This window comes from Janthinobacterium sp. SUN211 (assembly GCF_030587315.1).
Lineage (GTDB): Bacteria > Pseudomonadota > Gammaproteobacteria > Burkholderiales > Burkholderiaceae_D > Janthinobacterium > Janthinobacterium kumbetense.
Genome location: NZ_JAPWIC010000011.1, coordinates 38,033 through 63,324, shown reverse-complemented (window position 1 = coordinate 63,324; position 25,292 = coordinate 38,033). Strand labels below are relative to the sequence as shown.

Sequence of the window (25,292 nt, the reverse complement as noted above, 5' to 3'; positions counted from 1 at the left end):
GTAAATTCCGGTTAGAAATAAAAAAAACCGCCGGCAAGCGCGGCGGTTTCGGATGGAACAGACTGCATTAGCGGGCCTTCTTGCCCAGGTGCGAATGCCGCATGCTGTACAGGAAGTAAATGGCCACCGTTACCGCCATCCACACACTGAACACGACAAACGTCGTATGCGGCAAATCGCGCATGATGTACAGGCAAGCGAGCACGCTGAGGCCAGGAATCACGTACGGCCCGAACGGCACGCTGAAGCCTTCGATGCGGTTCGCGCCCTGCTTGTGGCGCAGCACGGGCACGGCAATCGACACCACCATGAAGGCTGTCAAGGTACCGATGCTGACCATGTCCCACAGATACGTGGCATCGACGGAACCGGCCACCACGGCCACCACCAGGCAAACGATGATCGTATTGCTCACCGGCACCAGGGTGCGCGGGTGGATCTTCTGGAACGACTTCGGGATCAGGCCGTCGCGGCTGACGGCAAACAGGATGCGCGTCTGGCCATAGATCGTCACCAGGGTCACGCTGAAGACGGAAATGACGGCGCCGGCCGACAGCACCAGTGCGGGCCAGGTCTTGCCCGTGACGTTTTGCAGGATCACCGCCAGGCCCGCTTCCTGGCCTTCGAACAATTTCGCCTGTTGCGCGCCGAGGGCGGCCACGGCCACCAGCAAATAAAATACGGTGACGATGAGCAAGGCGCCGAGGATGCCGCGCGGCACATTGCGCGTGGGATTTTTCACTTCGTCACCGGCCGTCGCCACCGTATCGAGGCCGATGAAGGAGAAGAAGACAGTGCCGGCCGCCGCCGTCACGCCCGTCATGCCGGCAAAGCCCTTGCTATTGTCGGCATTGAAGAAGGGGAAGAAATTGTCAGCATTGAAGCCGGAAAACGCGATGACGATGAAAAACACGAGGATCGCCAGTTTGATGATGACCATGATGGCGTTCATCAGGGCCGATTCCTTGGCGCCGCGCAGCAGCAAAAAGCCGCACATGCAGATCAAGAAGATGGGCGGCAAGTTGATGTGGCCGGCATGAAACTCCATGCCATGCGGGCCGGAAACGATCATCGGCGTGCGCAGCATCTCGGGAATGTGCCAGCCGAAGGCATTTTCCAGGAAGTTGTTCAGGTAGGACGACCAGCCGATGGCCACGGCACTGCCCGCCAAGCCGTATTCGAGCAGCAGACAGGCGGCCATGATGAAGGCCAGGAACTCGCCCACGGTGGCGTAGGCAAACGAATACGAGGAGCCGGAGGCGGGAATGCGGAACGACAGCTCCGCATAGCACAGGGCCGTCAGGCCGGCCGTGATGGCGGCGATCAGGAAAGACAGGACGACCGATGGGCCCGCCTTGGGGACGGCTTCGACCATGGTAAAGAAAATGCCCGTGCCGATGGTGGCGCCCACGCCGATCATGGTGAGGGAAAACAGGCCGATGGACCGGCTCAAGCCACTGCTGCTGAGGCCTTCACCATATTCGACCGTGGTATCGATCGGCTTGGTGCGGCAAAGTTTCTGGACCAGGGTTTGGCTCACTAGCATTCCTTTATGAGGCACACGTATTTTCGCATGACGGGTAAAAACAAATAGCACTCCGGCCCCACCTGGCAAAAAACCGGAAAGATCGCGTCCATTTTCAAAACTAAGCGATTATAGGGCTTTCATCGGTTCAGCTAAACAGAACTTTGATGCAAGGAAACAACGCCAGGCGTGCGCCATCAAACGCGCACTGGCGTTAGTGCTGCATGGAATGGCCAATATGAAAGAAAAAGCGCGCCGCTGCAAGTGCAGGGGCGCGCTTTTGATTCAGCTCAACTAGGCTGGATTACTTCTTGCCGTGCGGCACATCGGCCGGCGGCCAACCCGCTTCGTAGCCTTGCGGCACGTCATCGCGGCGGTCTTTCGGCGCCAGGCCCAGCGCGTAGTACAGCACCGTCAGCAGGATCAGCCAGGCCGGTCCCACCATCAGGGCGATGCGCGTATCGGGGAAATACGCCATCAGGCCGATCACCAGCGCCAGGAAAGCCAGCGAAATCCAGGAACCGTAGGGCGCGAACGGCATGCGGAAGGCCAGGTTCTTGATTTCCAGCGGCGTCAAGGTCTTGCGGAACTGGATTTGCGTGACGAGGATCACGCCCCAGGTCCAGACGGCGCCGAAGGTGGAAATCGAGGTGACCCAGATAAACACTTTTTCCGGCACCAGGTAGTTCAGCAGCACGCCCAGCAGCAGGGCAAACACGGATACCAGGATGGCGCGGCGCGGCACGCCGCTGGCCGTCGTTTCCGCAAACGCCTTCGGTGCCTGGCCTTGCAGCGCCAGGTTGTACAGCATGCGGCCCGTGCTGAAGATACCACCATTGCACGACGACAAGGCTGCCGTCAGCACGACGAAGTTGATGATGCCGGCGGCCGTCTTGATGCCCAGGCGTTCGAACGTCATGACGAAGGGACTGCCGGTGGTGCCGATTTCATTCCATGGGTAAATCGACAGGATGACGAACAGTGCGCCGACATAGAAAATCAGGATGCGCCAGAACACGGAATTGATGGCGTCGGGAATCGATTTCTTCGGGTTCGCCGCTTCGCCGGCCGTCAGGCCGATCATTTCCACGCCCAGGTAGGCAAACATCACCATCTGCAGCGACATCAGCACGCCCTGCGCGCCATTCGGGAAGAAGCCGCCATGCGTCCACAGGTTGGAAATGCCGATGGCCACGCCGCCATTGCCGAAACCGAAGATGATCATGCCCGTGCCGCCGACGATCATCAGGATGATGGTGACCACCTTGATCAGGGCAAACCAGAATTCGAATTCGCCGTAGGCTTTCACGGCCAGCAAATTGATCGCGCCCATGGAGCCGAGGGCCGCCAAGGCCCAGATCCAGCGCGGCACATCGGGGAACCAGATGCCCATGTAGATGGCGACGGCGGTAATTTCCGCCACGCACGTGACCAGCCACAGGAACCAGTAGTTCCAGCCCGTCAGGTAGCCTTGCAGGGGGCCCAGGTAATCCTGGGCATAGCGGCTGAAGGAACCGGCCACGGGATTGTGCACGGCCATTTCGCCCAGCGCGCGCATGATCATGAAGATGACCGCGCCACCGATGATGTACGACAGCATGATGCCGGGACCGGCCATCTTGATCGCATTGCCGGAACCCAAAAACAGGCCCACGCCAATCGCGGCGCCCAGCGCCATCAGGCGAATCTGCCGCTCGCCCAGGCCGCGGTGCAAGCCTTGTTCACTCGTTTTCATTACGTGTCTCCGTTTTTTTCTTGAATACACCGATCCCTCCACCCCAATGGCGGTTCCGCTCTTGCTGGAAAGGAGGAAAAGGCGAGCCGGCGACAGGCACCGGCATGCTCAGGTGATCAGGCCAGTTCGGCGATCAGTTCGATCTCGACGCAAGCGCCCAGCGGGATTTGCGCCACGCCGAAGGCGGAGCGGGCGTGCTTGCCGCTGTCGCCGAAGACTTCGACGAACAGTTCCGAGGCGCCATTGGTCACCAGGTGCTGTTCCGTGAATTCGGAAGTGGAATTGACCAGGCTCATGACCTTGACGATGCGCTTGACCTTGCTCAAGTCGCCGCCGCACGCGTCTTGCAAGGTGGCGATCAGTTCGATGGCGATGCCGCGCGCAGCGATCTTGCCTTCTTCCGTGGTGACGTCCTTGCCCAGTTGCCCCACCCAGACCTTGCCATCCTTCTTGGCCAGGTGGCCGGACAGGAAGACGGTGTTGCCCGTGCGGGCATGCATCACGTAAGCGGCAGCTGGTGCGGCAACGACTGGCAATTCGATGTTGAGGGCTTTGAGTTTTTCGTAAAACGACATGCTATTTCTCCAAGAAAACAATATAAGCGAAACCAAAATTCATGCACGGCAGGGCACGGAGGATGACGCCCTGGCAGCGCGGCAGTGACCGACAACAGTGCCAGATTAAACGTCATCATATTGGTGAACCAGCAGTTTTAGTTCACAAATAGGCCCGGTTATTCAGTGGATTATACCGACAATCAAACAAAATTCAGCATCGGTTCATGAAGCATGCTCTCCAGGCATCGAGCGTGTATTTTTTCATTCAATTATCACTTATGCAATGTCAAGCCCTCCGGGTCAAGGTTTATCGCCTCCAGAAATGCCTGGTCATGCGAAACCACAAGTAACGCCCCCTGATATTGCAGCAGCATCTGCTCGAGCGCCTGCAGGCTGGCCAGGTCCAGATGATTGTCGGGCTCATCTAACAGCAGCAATTGTGGCGGCGTCTGCGCATACAGTTCGGCCGCCAGCGCCACCTTCATGCGCTCGCCCCCGCTCAGCAAACGGCTGGGCATGGTGGCGCGCGCGCCGGCAATGCCCAGCAGCGCCAGCCGCGTGCGCAACTCGCCTTCCGGCACAATGCTGTTGCGTTCCTGCAAGCGCTGCACGGCGCTCCACTCGCCGTCTTGCAGCCCAGCATGCTGGTCCAGCCGGGCCACCTGCGCATGGCAGCGCAGCGCGCCGCTGGCGGGCGCCAGCTGTCCCGCGATCACGCGCAGCAGGGTCGACTTGCCGCTGCCATTGTCTCCCGTCACGGCCAGGCGGCGCGGGCCGCTCAGCACCAGGTTGATGGCGTGCGCCTGGCCATGCGGCAAGACCAATTCGCGCAGCTCCAGGATCAGTTTCCCGTTCGGCACGCCACTCTCGGGCGCCAGCAGCAGCCGTTCGGCCTCGGGCGCGCAGCGGGCGCTGGCGTCCATCACCCTTTGCTGGCGCGCCTGCTGCGCCTCTTGCGCGCGCACGCGCAGCCTGCCCTGGTTATCCTGGCTTTTCTCCTTTTTCGCGTCCAGCAGCAGCTTGCTTTGATTGCCTTCGCGGCCCTCGCGCTCACCGCGCGTCACCCGTTTCTGCTGGCGTTCGGCCTGCTGCTGCGCCTCGCGCTGTTCGCGCCTGGCGCCGGCCTTTTCCGCCTGCAGGGCGGCGGCGTAGCCAGCCTGCTCCAGCGCGCGCTGCTGCGCAAACATGGCGTAATTGCCGCCATAGCTGCGCAAGCCCTGCGGCGACAACTCGACAATTTCATCGACGTGCTGCAGCAAGCCGCGGTCATGGCTGATCAGCAGCAAGCCGCCCGGCCAGCGCGCCATTTGCGCCACCAGGCGGGCACGTTGATGGACATCAAGGTGATTGCTCGGCTCATCGAGGACCAGCCAGTCCGCCTGCGACAGCCAGGCGCCTTGCAGGGCGATGCGCTGGCGCTCGCCACCGCTCAGGCCAGCCGTCGGCGTGTCGGCGTCGACATGAGATAAATCAAGCGCGTCGAGCGCCTGGCGCAAGCGCGCATGGGCATCCCAGCGGTCTCCCACCAGGGCGTAGTCGGCCTCGTCGATGCTGCCTTCGGCGATGCGCGCCAGCGCCGCCAGCAAGCTGGCCACGCCGGCGAGGGCCGCCACGGTGGGATAGCGCTGCGGATCGAGTTCCTGCGCCACGTAATGCACGGCGCCGTCACAGCGCACGGCGCCAGAAGACGGCTGCGCCTGGCATGCCAGCAGGCGCGCCAGCACGCTCTTGCCCACACCGTTATCGCCGACGAGGCCGATACGATGCGGGGCAAACGCGAATTGCAAATCGGAGAACAGGGTGCGGCCATCGGGCAGCACGAAGGAAAGACGGTCGAGTTGTAGTAATGCGGGCATGGATACTCCTTGTACGTGCAGACAGGGCTGGCGAACCCGCGCGGCGCAAAGGCGCTGTGGCGGGAGGGGCGAGGCCGTGCACAGCACGGCAGTATCAATGGCGCATGTCGAAGTGTCCGGAATGAATAGTGGAAGAAACCGGAGTTTAGCAGAAGATGAAAGCTATTGCCCGATGCGGGCCACGCGGAATTTTTGTCATATCGATCAGCATTTGTCGCACAGATTCAATCTTATTCTCCACGGCTGCGGTATTTTTCATCTTGTCGCAAAGCAAGAATTTCATCGTCTGCCCATCGCAGCGGTGGAACCCGATGCTGGAGCGGCATTCGATGGCAAGACGATGTTATGCGCGAGTCATGCAATGGCTTCGCAGCAGGACTTTTCTTATCAGCATGTTTCCCTGAGGAAATTTCCAATAGAGACGCCTTTCCCGAATCCGCGCAAGGATGCAAGCGGAAAAGAGGGGCGATTTATTTATGATTAGCAAATGAAGAGGTGTCGGTATGTTTAATTATCCACGTAGTGGCCCGGCGCGGCGCACAAACCAGCTGGCGATGGCAGCCGCTTCGTCGCCTGCGCTGCCTGCCATGCGTCCCGCCATCCTGGCATGCCTGCTGGGTATTTTCTCCCCTGCTGCCCAGGCAGGCCTGGGCGACGTCATCTCGCCGGCCCAAGGGCCCGTCGCCGATGCCAGGGCCATGCATGCGCGCTCCTTTTCAGCCGTCCTGGACGCATCGGCCTCGACGAGTTTGCCGTATTCCAGCCACAGGATCGTCCTGCCCGATGGAGGTGTCGCCACGGAGTTTGCGGATGCCGGCGGCTTCGTATTCGCCGTGTCGTGGGCCGCCCCAACCATGCCTGACCTGGCATCCCTGCTGGGCGCCTACAAACCCTCCCTCGATCGCGCCCAGGTCGCCCAGCGTTCGTCGCGGATTCGTTCGCCGCGCCTGCTCAATGCCACCGCCGGCGACTGGACCATCGTTTCAAGCGGACACCTGCGCGCCTATTCGGGCTACTCCTACCTGAGTTCCCGGCTGCCGGCAGGCTTCGACCTGGCGACACTGCGCTAAGCGCCTCCCCCAATTCACCCCCTCAAGGATTCCATGAAAACGCCCCCCTTCGCGCACCGCTTCCGCCTGCCATTGATGTCCGCGGCATTTGCCCTGTTCGCCACCCTCGCCCTGAGCGCCTGCGGCGGCGGGTCCGGCTCGTCAGCCCCTCCTTCCGTGCAGACTAACCCGCCCGTGACCCCGCCCGTGGTGGTGCCCCCCGTCGTCAACCCGCCTGTGGTGGTGGAGCCTCCGGTCGTCACCAATCCGCCCGTCACCCCCGTCGATCCGCCGATCATCATCAAGCCTCCGGAAAACAAGCCCGGCGGCTCGCCGTTGAATCCGGTCGCCGCCGTCATCGGCGACGACAATGTCGCGCCTATCTATGTCGATGCCGGTCCCGCGAACGGCAACGGCAACACGCCGAACGCGATCTTTGTGGATGTCAAAATTTGCGCTCCGGGCAACACCAACAACTGCGCCGTCATCGACCATGTCCTGGTTGACACCGGCTCGGTCGGACTGCGCGTGTTTGCCGCCGACATGCCCTCCCAGCTGCTGGGCAGTCTGGCCAGTGCCACTTCAGGCGGTGAACCGTTGGGCCAGTGCATTTCCTTCATTTCCGGCACCACCTGGGGCAGCGTCCGCAAGGCCGACATCCGCATGGGCGGCACCAATCAAGGCGGCAAGCTGGCCACCAACATGGCCATCCAGATCATCGCCGATCCGGGTGCCAAATTTGCCAGCATCCCTGCATCGTGCCAAACCCAGGGCACCATGCTGAAAACGGCTGCGGACGTGGGCGCCAAGGGCATCATTGGCGTGGGCTTGTTCGCGCAAGACTGCGGCTCCGCGTGCACGGTCTTTGCCGCGCCCGTCTACTACGCGTGCTCCTCGGTTCCATGCCGCCAAATTCCAGTGCCGCTGGCGGACCAGGTTGGCAATCCCCTCACGGGCTTTGGTGCCGACAACAATGGCAACATCATCATCCTGCCCCCCTTGTCGAACCACGTTGCCGAGCGCGCCGAGGGCATGCTGATCTTCGGCCTGGGAACCCGCTCGAACAATGCCCTGCCAGCGGGCAGCTCGGTACTGGGCGCCACCAATCTCGGCTACTTTTCGTCGGACTTCAATGGCCGTACCTTGAGCAACAGCTTCATCGACAGCGGCTCGAGCATTAACTTCTTCCCGGCTGGCGGCAACTTCATCTCTTGCAGTGGAGCAATCTCCTCCTTCTTCTGCCCCGGCGGCGCCCTGTCGCTCACGGCCTCGAACACTGGCCGCGCCGGCACGGTCTCGAGCGTCTCCATCCTCACCGTGGACGCATTGGCCGCGTTCACCGCGCATCCGACCGCCCATGCGTTCGAGGGCTTGGCCGGCGCCGTGGGCGCGCCTTACCTGACCTTGAACATGGGGGCGAGCTTCTTCTTTGGCCGCTCGGTTGGCATGCTGATCGATGGCCGCTCTGCAGTGGGGGTGAGCGCCACGGGACCCGCCTTTACGCATACGCCTTAGCCCTCCAGCCGCCGGCCGCCAGCGGAAGACGCTCCCGGCCGGGACTCCTAGCGCTGGCCCAGCGTCGTGTCGCCGAACAGGTGCTTGTACTCGCGCGGCTGCGAACGCCAGTACTGCGGTGGCGCCTGCACCTGTGCGCCCAGCTGGGCCGCCGCATGCCAGGGCCAGCGCGGGTCGAACAGGATGGCGCGCGCCAGCGCCACCATGTCGGATTGACCTTGCGCAATGATGTCTTCCGCCTGCTGCGCTTCCGTGATCAAACCCACGCTGATGGTGGGCAAGCCGCTGTCGCGCTTGATGCGCTCGGCAAACGCCACCTGATAGCCGGGACTCACGGGAATTTGCTGCTGTGGCGAAATGCCACCGCTGGAGACGTGGATGAAGTCGGCGCCCAGCTGCTTGAGTTCCTGCGCGAAGCGCACGCTTTGTTCGATTTCCCAGCCGCCCTCGACCCAGTCGGTGGCGGAAAGGCGCACGCCCACGGCCACGCTGTCGGGCACGGCGGCGCGCACGGCTTCATACACTTCCAGCGGAAAACGCATGCGGTTTTCCAGGCTGCCGCCGTACACGTCGGTACGGTGATTGGACAGGGGCGAGAGGAACTGGTGCAGCAGATAACCGTGCGCCGCATGCAGTTCGATGCCTTCGATGCCGAGCGCATGCACGCGCTGGGCGGCCGCGACAAACGCGCCCTTGATCTGCAACAAACCCATCTCATCGAGGGCGATCGGCACGGTTTCGCCGGGAGAGTGGGCGATGGCGGACGGCGCCACCGTTTGCCAGCCGCCCTCGGCCAGGTGCACGCAGGCGCCGCCCTGCCAGGGCGCGCGGCTCGACGCCTTGCGTCCTGCGTGACCCAGTTGCACCACCAGCGGAATCGGCGCGTGGCGGCGGATCGCCTGCACCACGTTGGCCAGCGCCGCCTGGTTCGCGTCCGACCACAGGCCCAGGTCTTCGGCCGAGATGCGTCCCTCGGGCGAGACGGCCGTCGCTTCCGTCATCAGCAAGCCCGCCCCGGACAGGGCCAGGTGGCCCAGGTGGATCATGTGCCAGTCGGTGGCGTTGCCGTTGTCGGCCGAGTACTGACACATGGGCGCGATGGCGATACGGTTGGCCACGAGCAGCGGCCCCAGTGCATATGGCGTGAATAACTGGCTCATGGCGGACTCCGGAAAAGGGAATGCACCGATTCTACTGTGCTTTGGAAAGCGCGGCTTACACCTGCTTACGTTTGATACAGCGCAAGGGCTAGCCTTGGACCGGCGCGACCGTTAATCTGGACACATCAACAACAGCGCAACACCTTGCCCCCCCAGGAGAACACATGAACACGACGACTACCGCCAGCCGCATCCACCCCTTGATAGCCGGCGCCGCCATTTCCGTGACCGTCCTGTGCCTGGTGGGCGCGGCGTCCATCGCCGGCATCCTGCCCAATTCGCGGGCGAACGTGCCTGCCACGCCAGCCATCCCTGCCGACGTGGCCGCCATGACGCCGGCCAGCGCCGCTGCCCTGGCAGCGCCCGTGGCGGCCCCGCTCGCCGCGCCTGTCGTCGCGCAAGCTGCCCCGGCACCAGCTCCGGCGCCCGTCGTGCACAAGCGCGTCGTGCACCACACGCAAGTGGCGCAGGCGCGTCCTGCCTACAACGATAACAATGATGGCTACCGCGACACGGCTTACCGCGAACCCGTACGCCAGCCGCAGCCAGTGCCTGCACCGGCGCCGGCACAACCGAACTACGTGGGCATCGGCACGGGCGCCGTCATCGGCGGCTTGATCGGCAATCAGGTCGGTGGCGGCCGCGGCAAGGCGCTGGCGACGGTGGCCGGCGTGATCGGCGGCGGCATGCTGGGCAACGCGGTGCAGAATCAGGTTCAGCAGCAGCCACAGCGATAAAAAACCTGCTGCGCGTCGCGCTTTGCGGCCTGCGATGCTCACTGTGCTTCAGCACAGTTGCGCTTCTCGGCCACAAATCATCGCCGCTCGCGACGGTTTTTCAGGCCTGTCAATCGTAAGGGCCAAGATAGTCGAGCTTGCCCACGGCCACGCCATTGTTTCTCAGGATGGCATGGACCATGGAGACGTGGAAATAAAAATTCGGCAAGGCAAAGCTGAGCAGGTAATTGTCGCCCGAGAATTTCTTGCCCTCGTCGGTCCAGTTCAGCACGACTTCCTTCTGTGCGCTGCCCGCCATCTGGCCCGCATTCACGCTGTCGATGTAGGCGATGGTGTTGGCGATGCGCTCTTGTAACTGTTCGAACGACGCTTCGTTATCCTCGAACTTCGGCGCCGGCACGCCGCTCAGGCGTTCGACCGACATCTTCGACGTGTCGCTGGCGCGCTGCACCTGCGCCGTCAGATCCAGCATGTCGGGCGCCAGCTGCGCGCCCAATAAAATCTCGGGCACGATGCCATCTTCCTCCACATGGGCTTGCGCCTTTTCCAGCAAGGCCGAAACGACCCGCAAGCCGCGGATGAAGACGGGAATGGTTGCCTGATACATGGACACGGACATGGCGGACTCCTGAGAATGAACGATGAGCCAGTGTACCCGAGGCGCCGTCTTCCGGCAGCGCGCACCATGCCACTCCTGTGCGCCAGCGCACCGAGCGGCCCAGTTGCCCTTACTTGTCCAGGTTCACCTTGCCATCCGGCGCATGGCCGGGCTGTTCCGCCGCTTCCGGCTGCGGTACTGGCTGCGGCTGCGGCGCCGGCTTGTCCTTGCGCTTGCCGCCGAAAAACTTGACGATGGCCGCACCGCCGCCCACCACGGCCAGGATCAGCACTTTCTTAAAGGCCAGCAACAGCGCCAGCAGTTTGCCAAACAGGCCCAGCTTGCTGGCCACGCCGCCCGCCACCAGCGCCGCCAGGCCATATTCGGCCACCTTGTCCGTCTTGCTGTCGAAATCCGTGTAGCGGTTACCCTCGGTAAATTCCGTGAACGCCGTCACTTGCTGCATCTCTTTCTTGATCGCCTCGATCTGCTGCATGCTGGCGATCGCGTTCAGGTTCAGCACGCCTTCGCGGCCCAGCACGCGCACGTTGTAGTTGAGCGAGTGTTCGCCGCCATCGACCATCAAGTCCTTGGCCCAGTACAGCTTGTGCGTATCCTTGGCATAGCTGGGTTTTTCCGCCCAGCCCATCAAATGGATACCGGGATAGCCCTGCTTCTTGCGCTCCGCATTGTTTTCCAGCACGGATGCCTGCATATCCTTGAGCAATTCGTCGTACTTGATGCTGTCCGCATCGTCATCCTTGATATGCCCTTCCTTTTCATATGTGACGATGACACCCCAGCTGTCGCGCTCGAGCACGCTGGTCTTGGCGGGCACGATCATGCCCAGCGACTCCATGCCCGGTGGATTGCCCCAGGCATCGACCAGCACGCGCTCGGCGTCCGTCGGCGACAAATAACGGAAGTTGGCGGGCAAATCCAGGGTGGCGATGCCGCCAGGCAAGGTGATCTTGCCGCGCTGCAAGTGCAACTGGGCGAGGAATTGCTCGGCCGTCATTTCCGGCGCAGAAGCCTTCTCATCGGCGGGGGCGGCAGCCGTCAGGCCGGAGAGGGTCAGGCACAGCAGGGCTGTCAGCAGGCGTTTCAACATGAACGGTCCAATAAATTGCAAAAGGGAAAATATTTTAAACCAATTGATTGCTTAATGGATAATTATTTCTGTGCAGCATCTTTTTTGCAAAAAAAACGCCAGGCGGGTTTCCCCGGCTGGCGCCTGATGCTATGCATGACTGAAAGATCAGGAAGTACGCACCACCATCAAGCCCGCGCGCAAGCCCACGCGCACGTCCGGGTTCGGGAACACCACCAGCTCTTCCGCGTGCTGCACCGTGTAGACATGGTCGCCATCGCTGGCGATCACGGCGTGCTGCGGCAGGGACGTGAAATTCTGCGTGCTGCGATCAAACGCCATGCGGAATTCATCGCTGTGCTTGATGATTTCCTGCGCCACCTTGAACACGTGCGGTTGCGCCTTGACGGGCTGCGCAGGCAAGCCGCGCAGCAAGCCATCGAGCGCCCGCGACACATCGTCGAACAGGGACAAATCGTTCTGCCCCAGGGTACCCACGCGGCCCAGCTCCACCGTACTGGCGGCCGCGCCGAAATGCTCGGCCGAGTAATAACTGTAGGTGCCGGCCGACTGCGGGTTCATGATGATGGCGCCGATGGCCGCCTGGCCCAGCCAATCGATCAGCTGTGCCTTGGCGTCGTCGGCCACCAGGTCGGGCACGATGGCAAACGTGGGGTACACGGAAGGCCGGATGGCCGTGTGCAAGTCCAGGTGCCAGCGCACGGGGCCCGCCGCTTCAAAGAACGCTGCTGTCGCAGCGATCATTTCATCGGCACGCGCGCTTTCCGCCGCTTGCGCCAAACTCCCCCGCACGGGGCGGAACATGCGATTCAGGTCGGCGTCGATGAAACGCTTGCCGGCCCGGATCGCATCGACATTGCCCACGCAAACGAGCAGGTCGACGGCCAGTGTCGACGCATCGCGCGACAGGGCGTCGAGCAGATGCGCCAGCACTTCGATCGGCCCCGTTTCGTCGCCATGCACGCCCACCGAGACGGCCACGCTGGCGCGCCCCGCATCGGCCTGCGGCTTGACGACTTGCAGCATGCCGGGCGCCGGCAAGGCCACCGTGAAACCGGCGTTGGCGAACAGCTGCGCCACGCCGCTGAAATCGGCCTGCGCCAGCGCCTGCACGGCTGGCGGCAAGCCGCCAGCGCTCGCTACTACCTGGGTTACTACCTGCGTCATTACACCGCCGCTTCCGCTGTGGGTTTCGCCGTGATTTTATTCACGGCTTCCGACAAGGTCCACACGTCCAGCATGGCTTGCTCCAGTTCCGTCGCCGCCACATAGGCCGACAGGCCCAGCGCGCCCGTCACGGCATCGACAGCCTGGCCTGCATTGCCTTGCTCTGCGCGCGCCAGCACCTGCGTCAGCAGACGCTGTTGCGTGCGGCGCAGCGCTTGCTGCGCGTAGTTGCGCAACTGCTCCTGCGACTTGCCTTGCGCGGCCAGCTTCAAGCCACGCTCCAGCGTGCCGATACCCGCCTGGCTGCGCAGGGCCAGGCCCACTTGCAGGAAGGCCGCCAGGTCCATCGCCGCAGGACGGGGCACGGACAGGGCCGGGAACAGGAAGCCGGCGACGACTTCCAGCGCATCGACCGCATCCCACGCCTGCACGAAGGCTGGCGTCAAGCCCGGCACCAGTGCCGCTTCCGACTTGATGCCGACGGCTTTCAGCAGGTCGCGCTTCGATTCCGCGCCAAACAGGCGCGTGAGTTCGGCCAGGCCGGCGCCGCGCAACTGTTCGGCAGGCACCGACAGCACGCCGGCGATCATCGTCTGCTGCAGCACGCGCGTTTGCGCATCGACCTTGATCGACACGTCGCGTGGGATCGTCAGCGCGTCCGCATCGAGCGCGTCGAACACGGGCGCCAGGTTCAGCGCCACCCAAGCCTGCCCCCAGGCCAGGATCACGGTCGATTCGTCCACGCCGTGTTCCGCCGCCAGGTTGCGGATCATCAGCGGACCGCAGCGGTTGATCACTTCATTGGCCAGCACGGTCGCCAGGATGGCGTTGGCCAGCGGGTGGTCGAGCGCCGAACGCGTTTCCACCAGCAAGGACGGGAAGTACGGCTTCAGGACCGGCTCGGCCCAGGTTTCACCGGTCAACGGCAGGCTTGAGAGGATGCGCTTGAAGCGGTTCTTCACGTTGGCGATCACCACGGCCAGTTCCGGCGTGGTCAAGCCACGGCCGTCGGCCTTGCGGCGCGCCAGTTCGGCCACCGACGGCAGTTGCTCCAGTTCGCGCGACAGGGCGCCCTCTTCTTCCAGGCTGGCGATCAGTGCGGCATAGCCATCCTGCACGGCGCTTTCGCTTTGCGCCTGCAATTCGCGCACCAGCAAATGCGTCTGCTGCGTGTTGTCGCGCAAGACCAGGCGCTCGACGTCGTCCGTCATCGCATACAGCTCGCGATTGCGGTCGGCTTCCGTCAGCTTGCCCGCATTGACTTCCACGTCCAGCCAGATTTTCACGTTGACTTCATGGTCCGAGCAATCCACGCCGGCCGAATTGTCGATCGCATCGGTAAAGATGCGACCGCCCGTCAGTGCAAACTCGATACGGCCGGCCTGGGTCGCACCCAGGTTGCCGCCTTCGGCCACGACTTTTACGCGCAGCTCATTGCCGCTGACGCGGATATGGTCATTCGCGCGGTCTTTCACCTGTGCGTGCGTTTCCGTCGAGGCCTTGATGTAGGTGCCGATGCCGCCGTTGTAGAACAGGTCCACGGGCGACTTCAGGATGCGGTGCATCAGTTCTTCCGGCGGCAGCGAGGTCTCTTGAATATCGAGCGCGGCGCGGATTTGCGGCGACAGTTCGATCGTGCGGGCGGAGCGCGGATACACGCCGCCGCCAGCCGAGATCAAGTCCTTGTTGTAGTCATCCCACGAGGAACGCGGCAAGGCGAACAGGCGCGCGCGTTCGTCGAACGAGACGGCGACGTCCGGTGTCGGGTCGAGGAAGATGTGACGGTGGTCGAATGCGGCCACCAGTTTCAGCTGGCGCGACAGCAGCACGCCATTGCCGAACACGTCGCCCGACATGTCGCCCACGCCGACCATGGTGATCGGGGTGGTATTGAGGTCGTGGTCCATTTCATAGAAGTGGCGCTTCACGGCTTCGAATGCGCCCTTGGCCGTGATGCCCAGTTTCTTGTGGTCGTAGCCGTTCGAACCGCCCGAAGCGAACGCGTCGCCCAGCCAGAAACCGCGCTGCACGGCGATGCCGTTGGCGATGTCCGAGAAGGTGGCCGTGCCCTTGTCGGCGGCCACCACCAGGTACGGGTCGGCGTCGTCGAAGCACACGGTGTCGACTGGCGGCACGATATTGCCAAGCGAGCGGTTGTCCGTCACTTCCAGCAGGCTGGAAATGAACAGGCGGTAGACGGCTTCGCCTTCGGCCGCGATGGTTTCGCGCACGGCGTCCTTCGGCATCATCTTGCAGACAAAACCGCCCTTCGCGCCGGCCGGCACGATGACGGCATTCTTCACCATCTGCGCCTTGACCAGGCCCAAGACTTCGGTGCGGTAGTCTTCCATGCGGTCGGACCAGCGCAAGCCGCCACGGGCGACAGGGCCGCCGCGCAGGTGCACGCCTTCGAAGCGGCGCGAGAAGACGAAAATCTCGCGGTAAGGACGCGGTTCCGGCACCAGCGCCAGGCTGCTGGTATCGAACTTGAAGATGATCTTGTCGCCGGCTTGATTGTTCTGGAAATAGCTGGTGCGCAGCGTGGCGGCCATCAGGTCGGCCAGCGCGCCGAGGATTTCCTCGGTATCGGCGTGGTTCACGGAAGGCAGGCCGGCCTTGATGGTAGCGATGGCCTCCAGGGCTAGCGCGTGCTGCGCGTCGGACAGCGCCGGATCGAAGCGCTGCAGGAAAGCGTCGACCAGGGCTTTGACCTGGGCCGGCTGCTTGCGCAGGCTTTCGGCAATGTAGCGCACCGAGAATCGGCTGCCCGTCTGGCGCCAGTAGCTGGTGTAGGCGCGCACCAGCTGCACTTCACGCGTCGACAAGCCGCCTTCGATGACCAGGCCATTCAGGCGGCCATCTTCGGCCGTGTCGTTGAACAGCGCGGCAAACAATTCCTGCGCCACGGCGACGACGGATGGCTGCGCCAGTTTCGCCGCGCTGGCGGCATCGACCGTCAGGCTGGTGACGAAATAGCGCGTGCCGTCGGACAGCGAAACCGAATACGCCTGTTCGCGGTCGATCGCCACGCCCGCATTGTGCAGAGCCGGCAGGATGGTCGACAGCGGCGGCACCTTGTTGGCCGAGTACAAACGGATCGTCGTAACGGCGCCCGTCTCGATGCGCACGGCCACATGCGCCGGATCGGTGTTGCGCAGGATGGTGTCGAGGTCGCGGAAGGCGACGGCCGGCGCGGTGGCGGCCACGTAATCGAGCGGCAAGGTAGCGCAGAGTTTACGCAGGCTGGTGCGCAGGGCCACGTCGGGCACGGCGTCGGCCACGGCGGCAAAACCGTTATGCCAGCCATCGAGCACGCTCAGCAGCGGCTGTTCGATGTCCGTTTCCAGATCCAGCGGGTAGCGCGCGGCGTGGGCGATCAGGTAGACGCGCGCCAGGGGGCCGTCGGCCACCAGGGTCTGCATGCTCACATGCGTGGCGCCGGAACTGGCTTGCAGGGCTTTTGCCAGGCTCGATGCCACGCTGGCGCTGTAGCGCTCACGCGGCAGGTAGACCAGCACGTTCAGGTGGCGCGCATACACGTCGCGGCGCGCGAAGACCTTGGTACGCGGCTGCTTGTACAGCGAGACGACGGCGCCGCACACTTGCGCCAGCCAATCGAGGTCCGCTTCCAGCGCTTCCGTGCGCGGCAGGGATTCGAGGATTTCGCGGAATTTCTCGGCGCGGAAGCCTTGCTGGCGCACGCCTGCCAGGCTCAAAACCTTGGCCACGCGGCCGCGCGCAAACGGCAGCGCCGCCAGCGGGGTAGAATTACCGGCGCGGGTGAACAGGCCGACGAAGCAATGCTCGCCCAGGATCGCGCCTTGCGCATCCATGTCGCGCACGCCGATGAAGTCCAGCTGCTGGTCGCGGTGCAAGGTGCCCGCCACGTCGGCCTTGACGATGGACAGCGCCGAGTCGCGCTTGGCCAGGGTGTCGAAGTCGCCCGGGATGTTCGCCAGGCAGGTGCCGTAGACCGGGTGCGCCGTATCCTGCAGCACGCCGACGCGGCTCGGGATGTCGCGTTCGAGTTCGCGCACGCCCGGCTTGACGCGGTAATAGGCGTAGCCAAACACTTCAAAGCCGCCGCTGCGTGCCCATTCCAGGAAGGCGGCCACTTCCGCGCCTTCTTCGCCATGCTGCGATGCAGCCGTGGCGACGGCGGCCAGGCGCTCGCTCATGGCGGCGCTATCGCGGCGCACGATGGCGGCGTCACGCGCGACCGTCTCCAGGGCGGCGACCAGCGCGGCCAGGGCGGCCGGCGCCAGCTCTTCGTCGAGCAGCACCAGCACATACGATTCGAGCGGGTCGCCCGGCTGGCGCACCGCTTCCACGCTGCCGTCGGCGGCGCGGCGCACGGGCAGCACGGTGTTCATCACGCCGCGCACGGCCAGGTGCTGGCGGCGCATGGCCATGACGATGGAGTCGACCAGATAGGGCATGTCTTCATTCAGGATCAGCAAGGCGCTCGCCATGCCGCCACGGCCATCCGCATAACGCAGGGTGGCGATCTGGCAGCCGTTGCCGGTGCGCTTGGCCGCTTGCGTGAAGCCGTCGACCAGCACGGGCGCCAGGCTGTCCGGCGCGATGTCGGCCAGGTCTTCGGCGTCGAGCGAGTCGAGCCATGCCTGCACCAGTTGCACGACAGGCGCTGCCGCCTTGCCTGCATTGCCAGCCGCGTTAATCAACTCCAGCGTTTGTGTACGCAAATCTTGTGGCGTGTGATTCATCTTGCATCTCCATTACGGTAATGTGAATGTCCAACGCTGTCGTTCGGGCTTGTGGCTGGGCGGCAGCGGTGTCAAGAGACGGGGGTCGCCCGTCCAATTCTGTCTGTGCTACGGATAGTCTGTCTCGGATTTTTTCTGTGTATTGTCTATCGCCTACAAGTCGTACAATCCTGGTAAGTTGAGGATGATCGTCAATTCTTCAAGCGCCGCATGCACTTCCAGCGCCAGTTGCGGATCGGCCAGGTCGCCCGGCTCCAGATGGTCGCGGTAGTGTTTTTCCACCCACTGCACCAGCCGATGGTACAGCGTTTCCGTCATGATCACGCCCTGGTGCATGGCGCGCGCTTCGGTTTCCGTCAGGGCCACGCGCAAACGCAGGCACGCAGGCCCACCGCCGTTGCGCATGCTCTGGCGCAGATCGAAATGTATCAGTTCATCGATGGGACCACCGCTGGCCACCAGGCCATCCAGGTAGCGCGACACGGCGCGGTTTTCCTGGCACTCCTGCGGTATCACCAGCGCCATCTTACCGCCCTCTTTCGTCAGCAACTGGCTGTTGAACAGGTAGCTGCTGACGGCGTCCGCGATCGGCACCTGACCCGTGTCCACGCGCAGCGCCTGCAAATCGGCCCCCGTGGCGGCGACGGCGCGGTGCAGCTGCGACAGGCTTGCCTCTTCATCGGCAAACGCCTGCTCGTGATAGAACAGCACATTGCCATTGCCGACGGCGATGACGTCGTTATGGAACACGCCCTGGTCGATCACGTCAGGATTCTGCTGCACGTACACGGTGCGCTTCGCATCCAGGCCATGCAGGCGCACCACGGCTTGCGACGCTTCCAGGGTCTGGCGCGCCGGATAGCGCTTCGGCGACGGCGCCGATGGGTCGAACTCCACGCGACCATACACGAACAGTTCAACCGATGGCGCGCCGTGGCTTGCGCCCAGGCGCGTGTGGTTGGCCGCACCCTCGTCGCCAAAGGCCGGCGTCGAGGGCAGCGCCTCGTGCACGGCGAAGTGCCTGTCGTCGCTGAAAATGGCGCGCAGGCTGCGCGCCGACTGCGCGTGCTCGAAGGCGCGGTGCAGCTTGTTATTCAGGTTGGCGGCCGTGAAATGCACGCGGCCATCCTGCGTGTCGGCCGACGGACTGACCGTGGCGGCATTCGCCGTCCACATGGGCGAGGCGGAATACGCGCAGGCCAGGATGACGGGCGACTCCTTGTAGGCGCGCGCCAGCACTTCGGCGTCCGTCCCAGTGAAACCGATGGAGCGCAGCAGGCGGAAATTCGGCCGGTCCTGCGGCGGCAGCAAGGCTTGCGCAAAGCCGCGCGCGGCCAGGGCGCGCATCTTGGCCAGGCCCTGCAAGGCGGCCTGCTTCGGATTCGAAGCGCTTTTCACATTGCTGAACGAGGCCACGTTGCCGAACGATAGTCCGGCATAGTTATGCGATGGCCCGACCAGGCCGTCAAAGTTGTATTCGCGCGTGCTGTGCATGGGATTTCCTTAAAAATTCAGGCCGGGCGACAGCTTGGTCGGCATTTCCAGCGCGCTGTTCTCGATCGAAGCGACCGGGTAGGCGCAGTAATCGGCCGCGTAATACGCGCTCGGACGGTGGTTGCCCGACTTGCCGATGCCGCCGAACGGCGCCGTGCTGGCCGCTCCCGTCGTCGGACGGTTCCAGTTGATGATGCCGGCGCGAGCGCGCGTTTGAAAAGTTTGCCACAGGGCCGGATCGTCGGACAAGAGCGCCGCGGCCAGGCCAAATTCGGTGGCGTTGGCCACCTTCAGGGCCGCATCGAAATCGGCCACGCGGATCACCTGCAGCAGTGGACCGAACCACTCTTCGTCGGGGATACCGGCGGCATCGGTGACGTCGACGATACCTGCCGTGACAAAACCCGCCTGCGGATTGAGCTGGCGCATCTGCAGCAAGGTGGTGCCGCCCTTGGCGACCATATCCGCCTGCGCCTGTACCAGGCGCGCGGCCACGGCACTCGACACCACTGGGCCCATGAATGGCTGCGGCTGCGCGTCGGAAGCGCCGATGCCCAGTTTCGCGGCCACTTCCACCAGGCGCTCGACAAACGCGGCACCGGCGGCGTTGTCCTGCACCACCAGGCGGCGCGCACAGGTGCAGCGCTGGCCGGCGGAGACAAAGGCGGAGAAAATCGCGTGGTGCACGGCCGCGTCCACGTCCTTCACGTCCCACACGACGAGAGCATTGTTGCCGCCCATTTCCAGCGCCAGCATCTTGCCCGGCTGGCCGCCGAACTGGCGGTGCAGGCTGATGCCCGTCTGGCAGGAACCCGTAAACAGCACGCCGTCAAGGTGCGCATTGGCGCCCAACGCGACGCCCGTGTCGCGCCCGCCGTTGACGAGGTTGACGACGCCATCCGGCAAGCCCGCCTGCTGCCACAGCTGCACGGTTTTGATGGCCGTGCGCGGCGCATATTCGCTGGGCTTGAAGACGATGGTGTTACCGGCGATCAGGGCCGGCACGATGTGCCCGTTCGGCAGGTGGCCGGGGAAATTGTACGGGCCGAAGACGCCGAACACGCCATGCGGACGGTGGCGCAGCACGGCGTCGCCGTCGGCGATCTTGCTTTGCGTGATGCCCGTGCGCGCGTTGTACGACTGCACCGAGATATCGATCTTGTTGGCCATGGTGGCCACTTCCGTGCGCGATTCCCACAGCGGTTTGCCCACTTCTTCCGAGATCAGCAGCGCCAGCGCTTCGGCGTGCTCCTTCAGCAGCTCGCGGAAGCGCACGCAGATGGCGATGCGTTCTTCGACGGGCGTATCGGCCCATGCTTCAAAGGCGGCGCGGGCGGCCTGGCAAGCCTGCTCCACTTCGTTTTCCGTCGCTTCCAGGCTGGCCCAGGTCTGCTTGCCGTTCGACGGGTCGATGGTGACCAGTTCGCGGCCCGTGCCTGGCAGCCAGGCGCCGTTGATGAAGTTCGATGCTGCGGTAGACGAATTAAATACGTTAGACATGGGGATGCTTCCTCGGGTTGAGTGACAAGGTGCGCACGGTGTCGCCGTGATGGCAGCGCAGCAAATGCAGTTCATCGTCGTCCAGCGCGATCTTGCCGCTGTGCGGATTGGCGCTGGTGACGATCATGCGGAAATCTTTCAGGTCGGTATTCGACACCAGGTAAGGCTCGGCCTGGACGGCATCGCCGCACACTTCAGGCGCAGCCTCGGCGTCAAGCACGGCCGGCATGCTGTCGCGCATGGCGCGCAGTTCGGACACGCGCGCCTGCAGCACGGGACCGGCGTCGAAAATGTCAACATAGCCCTCGAAGTGCAAGCCTTCCTGCTCCAGCAGGCGGCGCGCGGGCGCCGTGCTCAGATGCACCTTGCCGATGACTTCCTGCGCTTCGTCGGGCAGGTAGGCCACGTACATGGGCTGGCGCGGCATCAACTCGGCGATGAAGGATTTTTTGCCGAGGCTCGTCAAGTCGTCGACGTGGTGGAAATCCATCTTGAAGAAGTGGCGCCCCAGGCCCTCGTAGAATGGCGAGCTGCCGTCCGGCGCCTGGTAGCCGCGCATCTCCGCGATCAGTTTTTCCGTGAACAGGTGCGGGAACTGGGCGATGAAGAGGAAGCGGCTTTTCGACAGCAGCTTGCCGTTATTGCCGCTGCGGTAATCGGGATGCAAAAACAGCGAGCACAGTTCCGTGCTGCCTGTCAGGTCGTTCGACAGGTACAAGGTTTCCATGCGCGTAAACACGTCGAGTTCGCGGCTGGAATGGACCAGGGTGCCGATGCGGTAGTTATAGAACGGTTCTTCCAGGCCCACGGCGCCCTTGATGGCGCACACCCCGGCCAGGCGGCCGGTATCCGTATCCTCCATGACGAACATGTAGTCGCGCTTTTCGGGCGGGATGGTTTCGGCGAACGAGGCGCAGGCGATGGCCAGGCGGTCGCCCAGCATTTTCATGTCCGGCTTGAGGGTGGTCATGCCGGTGCCGACCTGGCTGGCCAAGCCGTACAGGGCGTCCAGGTCAGAAGCGTTGATGGCGCGTACTACTAGCATAATGTTCTCTCGGTTAAATGCGCACGCAAATGACGCTGTCGCCTTCGGCCACGGCCAGCGCCTCCAGCAGCTCTGGCGGCAAGCCGACGGTGTCCTGCGCTTCGAGCGCATCGCAGGTAAAGGTGACGGCGCGGAAGTTGCGCTCTGCGCCCGAAGCGACCGCGTAATGCACTTTCAGGCCCGTGCGGCTGGGCGTGACGCCTGCGACGACGCGGCGCGTGAGCGAGCCCGTAAACGAGCGTAGCGCATGCTTGTGCGCCTGCAGGATCGGTCCGCCATCGAAGATGTCGATGTAATCGTCGGCTTCAAAGCCTTCTTCCGTCAGCAGATTGAAAGCCAGTTCGCCGCTCGGGTGGATCTGGCCCATGGCCGCCTGCGCGTCGCCGGGCAGCAGCGGCACGTACACGGGGTAATGCGGCATCAGTTCGACGATCAGGGTGCGGTTGCGGGCACCGCCGATGACTTTTTCGGCATCGAGGAAATCCATCTGGAAGAATTTTCGGCCCAGCGCATCCCAGAACGGCGACTGGCCGTCGGCATCCGTGATGCCGGCCAGCGGCACGAAGAAGCGGTCGCCGAAACGGTGCGGCGCCAGCACGGCAAACAGCAGCCGCGCGCGCGACAGCAAGGCCGCTTCCAGGCCCGCCTGCTCCATGTTGCGCACATAGAAACCGGACAGCTGCGAATACGCCGTCAGCTCCGAACACAGGGTCAGCGCATGCACGCTGTGGCTGATATTCAGGTCGCGCGAAACTTGCTGGATGACGTCGTTGCGAAAGGAAAAATAGGTGCCGTTCGAGCCGGCCGAGGCAAAGATGGCGGCCGTACCGGCGATGCTCTTGTCGAGCAGGGATTCAAGCACGAAGAGATACGATTCTTCGCTGGGGATGTCGACATGGGCGGCAAACGAGGCGATGGAGCGCTCGACGGAGGCGGCGATTTTTTCGCGCGTCTTCGGCAGGGTATGGACACCCGGCATGGTTACCGCGGCCAGCGCTTCGAGGGCTGCAATATCCGCAATTTCTACCGGACGGACAACATACATGGGTACTCCTTCAATGCTGACGATACATGGGCTGAAAACCCGGGTAGAACCAAGCCGGCCCGCAGCAAAGCGGCGGGCCGGTGATCAAACAGGGCGCGAGGCTAGCCTCAGGCTTTCAGCATGCCGTCGATGGCGACGCGCAGCAGACGGCCCGCTTCGGCGATCTGTTCGTCCGAGACGATCAGGGCCGGCGCCAGGCGCACCACGTCCATGCCGGCGATCAGCACCATCAAGCCTTGCGCTTCGGCCGCTTTCTGGATGTCTTTCGCGCGGCCTTTGAAGGCATCGCTGACGACCAGGCCCAGCAGCAAACCGCTGCCGCGCACGACGGAGAACACTTGCGGGTAATCCGTGATCAAGCCTTGCAGCATGGCGATGGTGTTGACGCTCGCTTCTTTCACGCGCGCCAGGAAGGCCGGCGTGTTGATCGTTTCCAGCACGGTCAGGGCCACGGTGGCGGCCAGCGGGTTGCCGCCGTAGGTGGTGCCGTGGGTGCCGACGGCCAGGGTTTGCGCCAGTTCATTCGTGGTCAGCATGGCGCCGATCGGGTAGCCGTTGCCCAGCGCCTTGGCGGCCGTCAGGATGTCCGGCGTGACGCCGTAGCCCATATAGGCGAACAACGCGCCAGTGCGGCCCATGCCGCTCTGGACTTCGTCGAAAATCAGCAGGGCGCCCGTCTTGTCGCACAGGGCGCGCAGCTCCTTGAGGAATTCCGGATTACCTGGCACCACGCCGCCTTCGCCTTGTACCGGCTCGACGATCACGGCGCACACGTCATCGCCGATGGCGGCGCGCGCCGCTTCGATGTCGTTGTAGGCGATGTGGTCGATCGACGGCGGCAGCGGCTCGAAGCCTTCCGTGTACTTGGCCTGGCCGCCGACGGAGACCGTAAACAGGGTGCGGCCGTGGAAGGAGCTGAAGCACGAGATGATGCGCGACTTGTGCGCGCCAAACTTGGTGTGCGCATACTTGCGCGCCAGTTTCAGGGCCGCTTCGTTGGCTTCCGCGCCCGAGTTGCAGAAGAAGGCGCGGTCGGCGAAGGTCGCTTCCGTCAAGGCCAGCGCCAGGCGCAGGACGGGCTCATTGGTGTAGCCGTTGCCCAAATGCCACAAATTATTGATTTGCTTGGTCAACACGTCGACCAGGGCCGGATGGCAATGACCCAGGCTGTTGACGGCGATGCCGGAGGTGAAATCGAGGTAATGCTTGCCTGACTGGTCCCACAGATCCAGTCCGGAACCGCGCACGGGCACCATGGCAGCAGGGGCGTAGGTAGGAACGAGGACCTGGTCAAAGGTTTCCCGGGTGACTGGACGAGCCGTTACGGTCGAATCAAGCTTGGCATTCATAGCATTTCCCCATCAATATGTTAGGTACTCCGCAGCTACGACAGCTACGTGTGTACTGCATTATAAAAAGCGGGATGCTAAAACTCTTTTGAATCTGCGACAAGGATTTTCACAATTCATCACAGCTGCCTTGACACGGGGCTAGGCCGGCGGCATCAGCTTGCGCTGCCGCTCTTCACGGGGGGTGTTGCCAAATAAAGTGCCAAACGCCGTGGAAAAGTGGGAACCGGAGGAAAAGCCGCACATCAGGCCCACTTGCACGATGGAATAATGTGTATCGAGCAATAGTTGCCGCGAGCGCTGCAGGCGCAGCTCCAGGTAGTAGCGCGACGGCAGGCTGCCCAGGTATTGCTTGAACAGCCGCTCGAGCTGGCGCCGCGACAGGCCCACCAGGCTGGCGATGTCGTCGGTCGACAGCGGTTCTTCGATATTGGCTTCCATCAAGGTCACCGCTTCGGACAATTTCGGCTGCAGCACGCCGAAACGCGCCTGCAGGGCCACGCGCTGGCGCTCTTCCTTGCCGCGCACCTTGTCCACGCACAACGCCTCCTTGACGAGCGCCTGCACGTCGGCGCCAAAGATGGTCTCGATCAGGGTCAGCGAAAAATCGATGCTGGCCGCGCCGCCGCAGCAGGTGACGTGCGGACCGTCGATATCGAACAAATGCGGCGTCAAGATGGCCCGTTCGGCCTTCGCTTCCGCATCGGCGTACAAGGCCCACGGCAAGGCGATGCGCACGCCATCCATGACGCCCGCGTCGGCCAGCCACAGCACGGCAGCACCCACGCCGCCCCAGAATGGCGCCGAGCGGCAGCGTTCGATCACGGCCCGGCACAGCTCGGCGCGCAGCGGCGCCTCCGTTTCATCGGCCACCAGCAGTGCGATATGCCAGTTGCCGCCCTGCGCGGCCACCTGTTCCGGCGTGCGCACGTCCAGCTGCAGTGCCTCCGGTCCCAGCGCCCGCGCGCACAGGCGCAGCGGCTGCACCAGGCCTGCCCAGGTAATCGATTCGGCATCGCCGGCATGCACCAGCAGCAAACGCAGCGGTTTGTCGAGGCCGATACGGGAAAGATTAGCGAAGGACATCGGCGAGGCGGGCCAGGGGGCAAGGGCTGAGTTGCC

Annotated in this window: 19 protein-coding genes; 4 read left to right on the top strand and 15 right to left on the bottom strand. The window is 63.5% G+C overall.

Annotation, left to right across the window (positions count from 1 at the left end; all coding sequences use genetic code 11):
- Positions 1 to 67: 67 nt before the first annotated feature.
- The 4 genes from O3301_RS26945 to O3301_RS26930 all read right to left on the bottom strand — a co-directional run bounded on the left by O3301_RS26945 (position 68) and on the right by O3301_RS26930 (position 5,673).
- The gene (locus tag O3301_RS26945) at positions 68 to 1,540 is read right to left on the bottom strand and encodes an amino acid permease (protein ID WP_099666227.1); all 1,473 of its coding nucleotides are present in this window, start codon (positions 1,538 to 1,540) and stop codon (positions 68 to 70) included.
- A gap of 289 nt (positions 1,541 to 1,829) precedes the next feature.
- Complete coding sequence (locus O3301_RS26940) at positions 1,830 to 3,260, bottom strand: amino acid permease (protein ID WP_099666226.1); 1,431 nt, start codon at positions 3,258 to 3,260, stop codon at positions 1,830 to 1,832.
- A 116-nt stretch (positions 3,261 to 3,376) separates the two neighbouring features.
- On the bottom strand, positions 3,377 to 3,835 hold the full coding sequence (locus tag O3301_RS26935; protein ID WP_076571881.1) for a RidA family protein: 459 nt from the start codon (positions 3,833 to 3,835) through the stop codon (positions 3,377 to 3,379).
- A gap of 254 nt (positions 3,836 to 4,089) precedes the next feature.
- A complete protein-coding gene (locus O3301_RS26930; protein WP_305057984.1) occupies positions 4,090 to 5,673 on the bottom strand; it encodes an ATP-binding cassette domain-containing protein in 1,584 nt (527 codons plus the stop codon).
- Positions 5,674 to 5,770: 97 nt separating this feature from the next.
- Here O3301_RS26930 and O3301_RS26925 point away from each other — a divergent pair, with 97 nt between their 5' ends.
- The 3 genes from O3301_RS26925 to O3301_RS26915 are packed head-to-tail and all read left to right on the top strand — an operon-like array spanning position 5,771 to position 8,237.
- Positions 5,771 to 6,157, top strand: a complete 387-nt coding sequence (locus tag O3301_RS26925; RefSeq protein WP_305057983.1) for a hypothetical protein — start codon at positions 5,771 to 5,773, stop codon at positions 6,155 to 6,157.
- A 19-nt stretch (positions 6,158 to 6,176) separates the two neighbouring features.
- Positions 6,177 to 6,743, top strand: coding sequence for a DUF2844 domain-containing protein (locus O3301_RS26920; protein ID WP_305057982.1), 567 nt, complete (start codon positions 6,177 to 6,179; stop codon positions 6,741 to 6,743).
- A gap of 33 nt (positions 6,744 to 6,776) precedes the next feature.
- The gene (locus tag O3301_RS26915; protein ID WP_305057981.1) at positions 6,777 to 8,237 is read left to right on the top strand and encodes a DUF3443 family protein; all 1,461 of its coding nucleotides are present in this window, start codon (positions 6,777 to 6,779) and stop codon (positions 8,235 to 8,237) included.
- 47 nt (positions 8,238 to 8,284) lie between these two features.
- Here the strand turns inward: O3301_RS26915 and O3301_RS26910 are convergent, their stop codons facing one another.
- The gene (locus O3301_RS26910; protein ID WP_289907263.1) at positions 8,285 to 9,397 is read right to left on the bottom strand and encodes an NADH:flavin oxidoreductase/NADH oxidase; all 1,113 of its coding nucleotides are present in this window, start codon (positions 9,395 to 9,397) and stop codon (positions 8,285 to 8,287) included.
- A gap of 164 nt (positions 9,398 to 9,561) precedes the next feature.
- Here O3301_RS26910 and O3301_RS26905 point away from each other — a divergent pair, with 164 nt between their 5' ends.
- Positions 9,562 to 10,134 (top strand): glycine zipper 2TM domain-containing protein, encoded by a 573-nt coding sequence (locus O3301_RS26905; protein WP_305057980.1) that lies wholly within the window; start codon positions 9,562 to 9,564, stop codon positions 10,132 to 10,134.
- A gap of 109 nt (positions 10,135 to 10,243) precedes the next feature.
- Here O3301_RS26905 and O3301_RS26900 read toward each other — a convergent pair whose 3' ends face one another.
- The 10 genes from O3301_RS26900 to O3301_RS26855 all read right to left on the bottom strand — a co-directional run bounded on the left by O3301_RS26900 (position 10,244) and on the right by O3301_RS26855 (position 25,256).
- Positions 10,244 to 10,753, bottom strand: coding sequence for a DUF1993 family protein (locus O3301_RS26900; protein ID WP_086138669.1), 510 nt, complete (start codon positions 10,751 to 10,753; stop codon positions 10,244 to 10,246).
- A 109-nt stretch (positions 10,754 to 10,862) separates the two neighbouring features.
- Positions 10,863 to 11,843 carry a DUF2167 domain-containing protein gene (locus tag O3301_RS26895; protein WP_305057979.1) on the bottom strand — a complete coding sequence of 327 codons (981 nt, stop codon included), beginning with the start codon at positions 11,841 to 11,843 and terminating at the stop codon, positions 10,863 to 10,865.
- Positions 11,844 to 11,990: 147 nt separating this feature from the next.
- Positions 11,991 to 13,010, bottom strand: coding sequence for a succinylglutamate desuccinylase (locus O3301_RS26890; protein WP_305057978.1), 1,020 nt, complete (start codon positions 13,008 to 13,010; stop codon positions 11,991 to 11,993).
- Positions 13,010 to 17,737, bottom strand: a complete 4,728-nt coding sequence (locus O3301_RS26885; protein WP_305057977.1) for an NAD-glutamate dehydrogenase domain-containing protein — start codon at positions 17,735 to 17,737, stop codon at positions 13,010 to 13,012. Before O3301_RS26885 ends, O3301_RS26890 begins: the two co-directional genes overlap by 1 nt.
- A gap of 153 nt (positions 17,738 to 17,890) precedes the next feature.
- Positions 17,891 to 19,231, bottom strand: a complete 1,341-nt coding sequence (gene astB / locus O3301_RS26880; protein WP_305057976.1) for an N-succinylarginine dihydrolase — start codon at positions 19,229 to 19,231, stop codon at positions 17,891 to 17,893.
- Between the two features lie 9 nt (positions 19,232 to 19,240).
- On the bottom strand, positions 19,241 to 20,731 hold the full coding sequence (astD, locus tag O3301_RS26875; RefSeq protein ID WP_305057975.1) for a succinylglutamate-semialdehyde dehydrogenase: 1,491 nt from the start codon (positions 20,729 to 20,731) through the stop codon (positions 19,241 to 19,243).
- Positions 20,724 to 21,776 carry an arginine N-succinyltransferase gene (gene astA / locus O3301_RS26870; RefSeq protein ID WP_305057974.1) on the bottom strand — a complete coding sequence of 351 codons (1,053 nt, stop codon included), beginning with the start codon at positions 21,774 to 21,776 and terminating at the stop codon, positions 20,724 to 20,726. The genes astD and astA overlap by 8 nt, the downstream gene beginning before the upstream one ends.
- A gap of 13 nt (positions 21,777 to 21,789) precedes the next feature.
- Entirely contained in the window at positions 21,790 to 22,821 is a 1,032-nt protein-coding gene (locus O3301_RS26865) for an arginine N-succinyltransferase (RefSeq protein ID WP_289912683.1), read from the bottom strand.
- A 107-nt stretch (positions 22,822 to 22,928) separates the two neighbouring features.
- On the bottom strand, positions 22,929 to 24,170 hold the full coding sequence (astC, locus tag O3301_RS26860) for an acetylornithine/succinylornithine family transaminase (protein ID WP_289907249.1): 1,242 nt from the start codon (positions 24,168 to 24,170) through the stop codon (positions 22,929 to 22,931).
- A gap of 141 nt (positions 24,171 to 24,311) precedes the next feature.
- Positions 24,312 to 25,256, bottom strand: coding sequence for a GlxA family transcriptional regulator (locus O3301_RS26855; RefSeq protein WP_289917809.1), 945 nt, complete (start codon positions 25,254 to 25,256; stop codon positions 24,312 to 24,314).
- Between the last annotated feature and the right edge of the window lie 36 nt (positions 25,257 to 25,292).

Coding starts and splice junctions, on each gene's coding strand:
- O3301_RS26855 (WP_289917809.1), bottom strand. CDS start 25,256: ATGTCCTTCGCTAATCTTTCCCGTATCGGCCTCGACAAACCGCTGCGT.
- O3301_RS26940 (WP_099666226.1), bottom strand. CDS start 3,260: ATGAAAACGAGTGAACAAGGCTTGCACCGCGGCCTGGGCGAGCGGCAG.
- astC (WP_289907249.1), bottom strand. CDS start 24,170: ATGAATGCCAAGCTTGATTCGACCGTAACGGCTCGTCCAGTCACCCGG.
- O3301_RS26895 (WP_305057979.1), bottom strand. CDS start 11,843: ATGTTGAAACGCCTGCTGACAGCCCTGCTGTGCCTGACCCTCTCCGGC.
- astB (WP_305057976.1), bottom strand. CDS start 19,231: ATGCACAGCACGCGCGAATACAACTTTGACGGCCTGGTCGGGCCATCG.
- O3301_RS26935 (WP_076571881.1), bottom strand. CDS start 3,835: ATGTCGTTTTACGAAAAACTCAAAGCCCTCAACATCGAATTGCCAGTC.
- O3301_RS26865 (WP_289912683.1), bottom strand. CDS start 22,821: ATGTATGTTGTCCGTCCGGTAGAAATTGCGGATATTGCAGCCCTCGAA.
- astD (WP_305057975.1), bottom strand. CDS start 20,731: ATGTCTAACGTATTTAATTCGTCTACCGCAGCATCGAACTTCATCAAC.
- O3301_RS26915 (WP_305057981.1), top strand. CDS start 6,777: ATGAAAACGCCCCCCTTCGCGCACCGCTTCCGCCTGCCATTGATGTCC.
- O3301_RS26925 (WP_305057983.1), top strand. CDS start 5,771: ATGGCGCATGTCGAAGTGTCCGGAATGAATAGTGGAAGAAACCGGAGT.
- O3301_RS26900 (WP_086138669.1), bottom strand. CDS start 10,753: ATGTCCGTGTCCATGTATCAGGCAACCATTCCCGTCTTCATCCGCGGC.
- O3301_RS26920 (WP_305057982.1), top strand. CDS start 6,177: ATGTTTAATTATCCACGTAGTGGCCCGGCGCGGCGCACAAACCAGCTG.
- O3301_RS26890 (WP_305057978.1), bottom strand. CDS start 13,010: ATGACGCAGGTAGTAACCCAGGTAGTAGCGAGCGCTGGCGGCTTGCCG.
- astA (WP_305057974.1), bottom strand. CDS start 21,776: ATGCTAGTAGTACGCGCCATCAACGCTTCTGACCTGGACGCCCTGTAC.
- O3301_RS26910 (WP_289907263.1), bottom strand. CDS start 9,397: ATGAGCCAGTTATTCACGCCATATGCACTGGGGCCGCTGCTCGTGGCC.
- O3301_RS26885 (WP_305057977.1), bottom strand. CDS start 17,737: ATGAATCACACGCCACAAGATTTGCGTACACAAACGCTGGAGTTGATT.
- O3301_RS26930 (WP_305057984.1), bottom strand. CDS start 5,673: ATGCCCGCATTACTACAACTCGACCGTCTTTCCTTCGTGCTGCCCGAT.
- O3301_RS26905 (WP_305057980.1), top strand. CDS start 9,562: ATGAACACGACGACTACCGCCAGCCGCATCCACCCCTTGATAGCCGGC.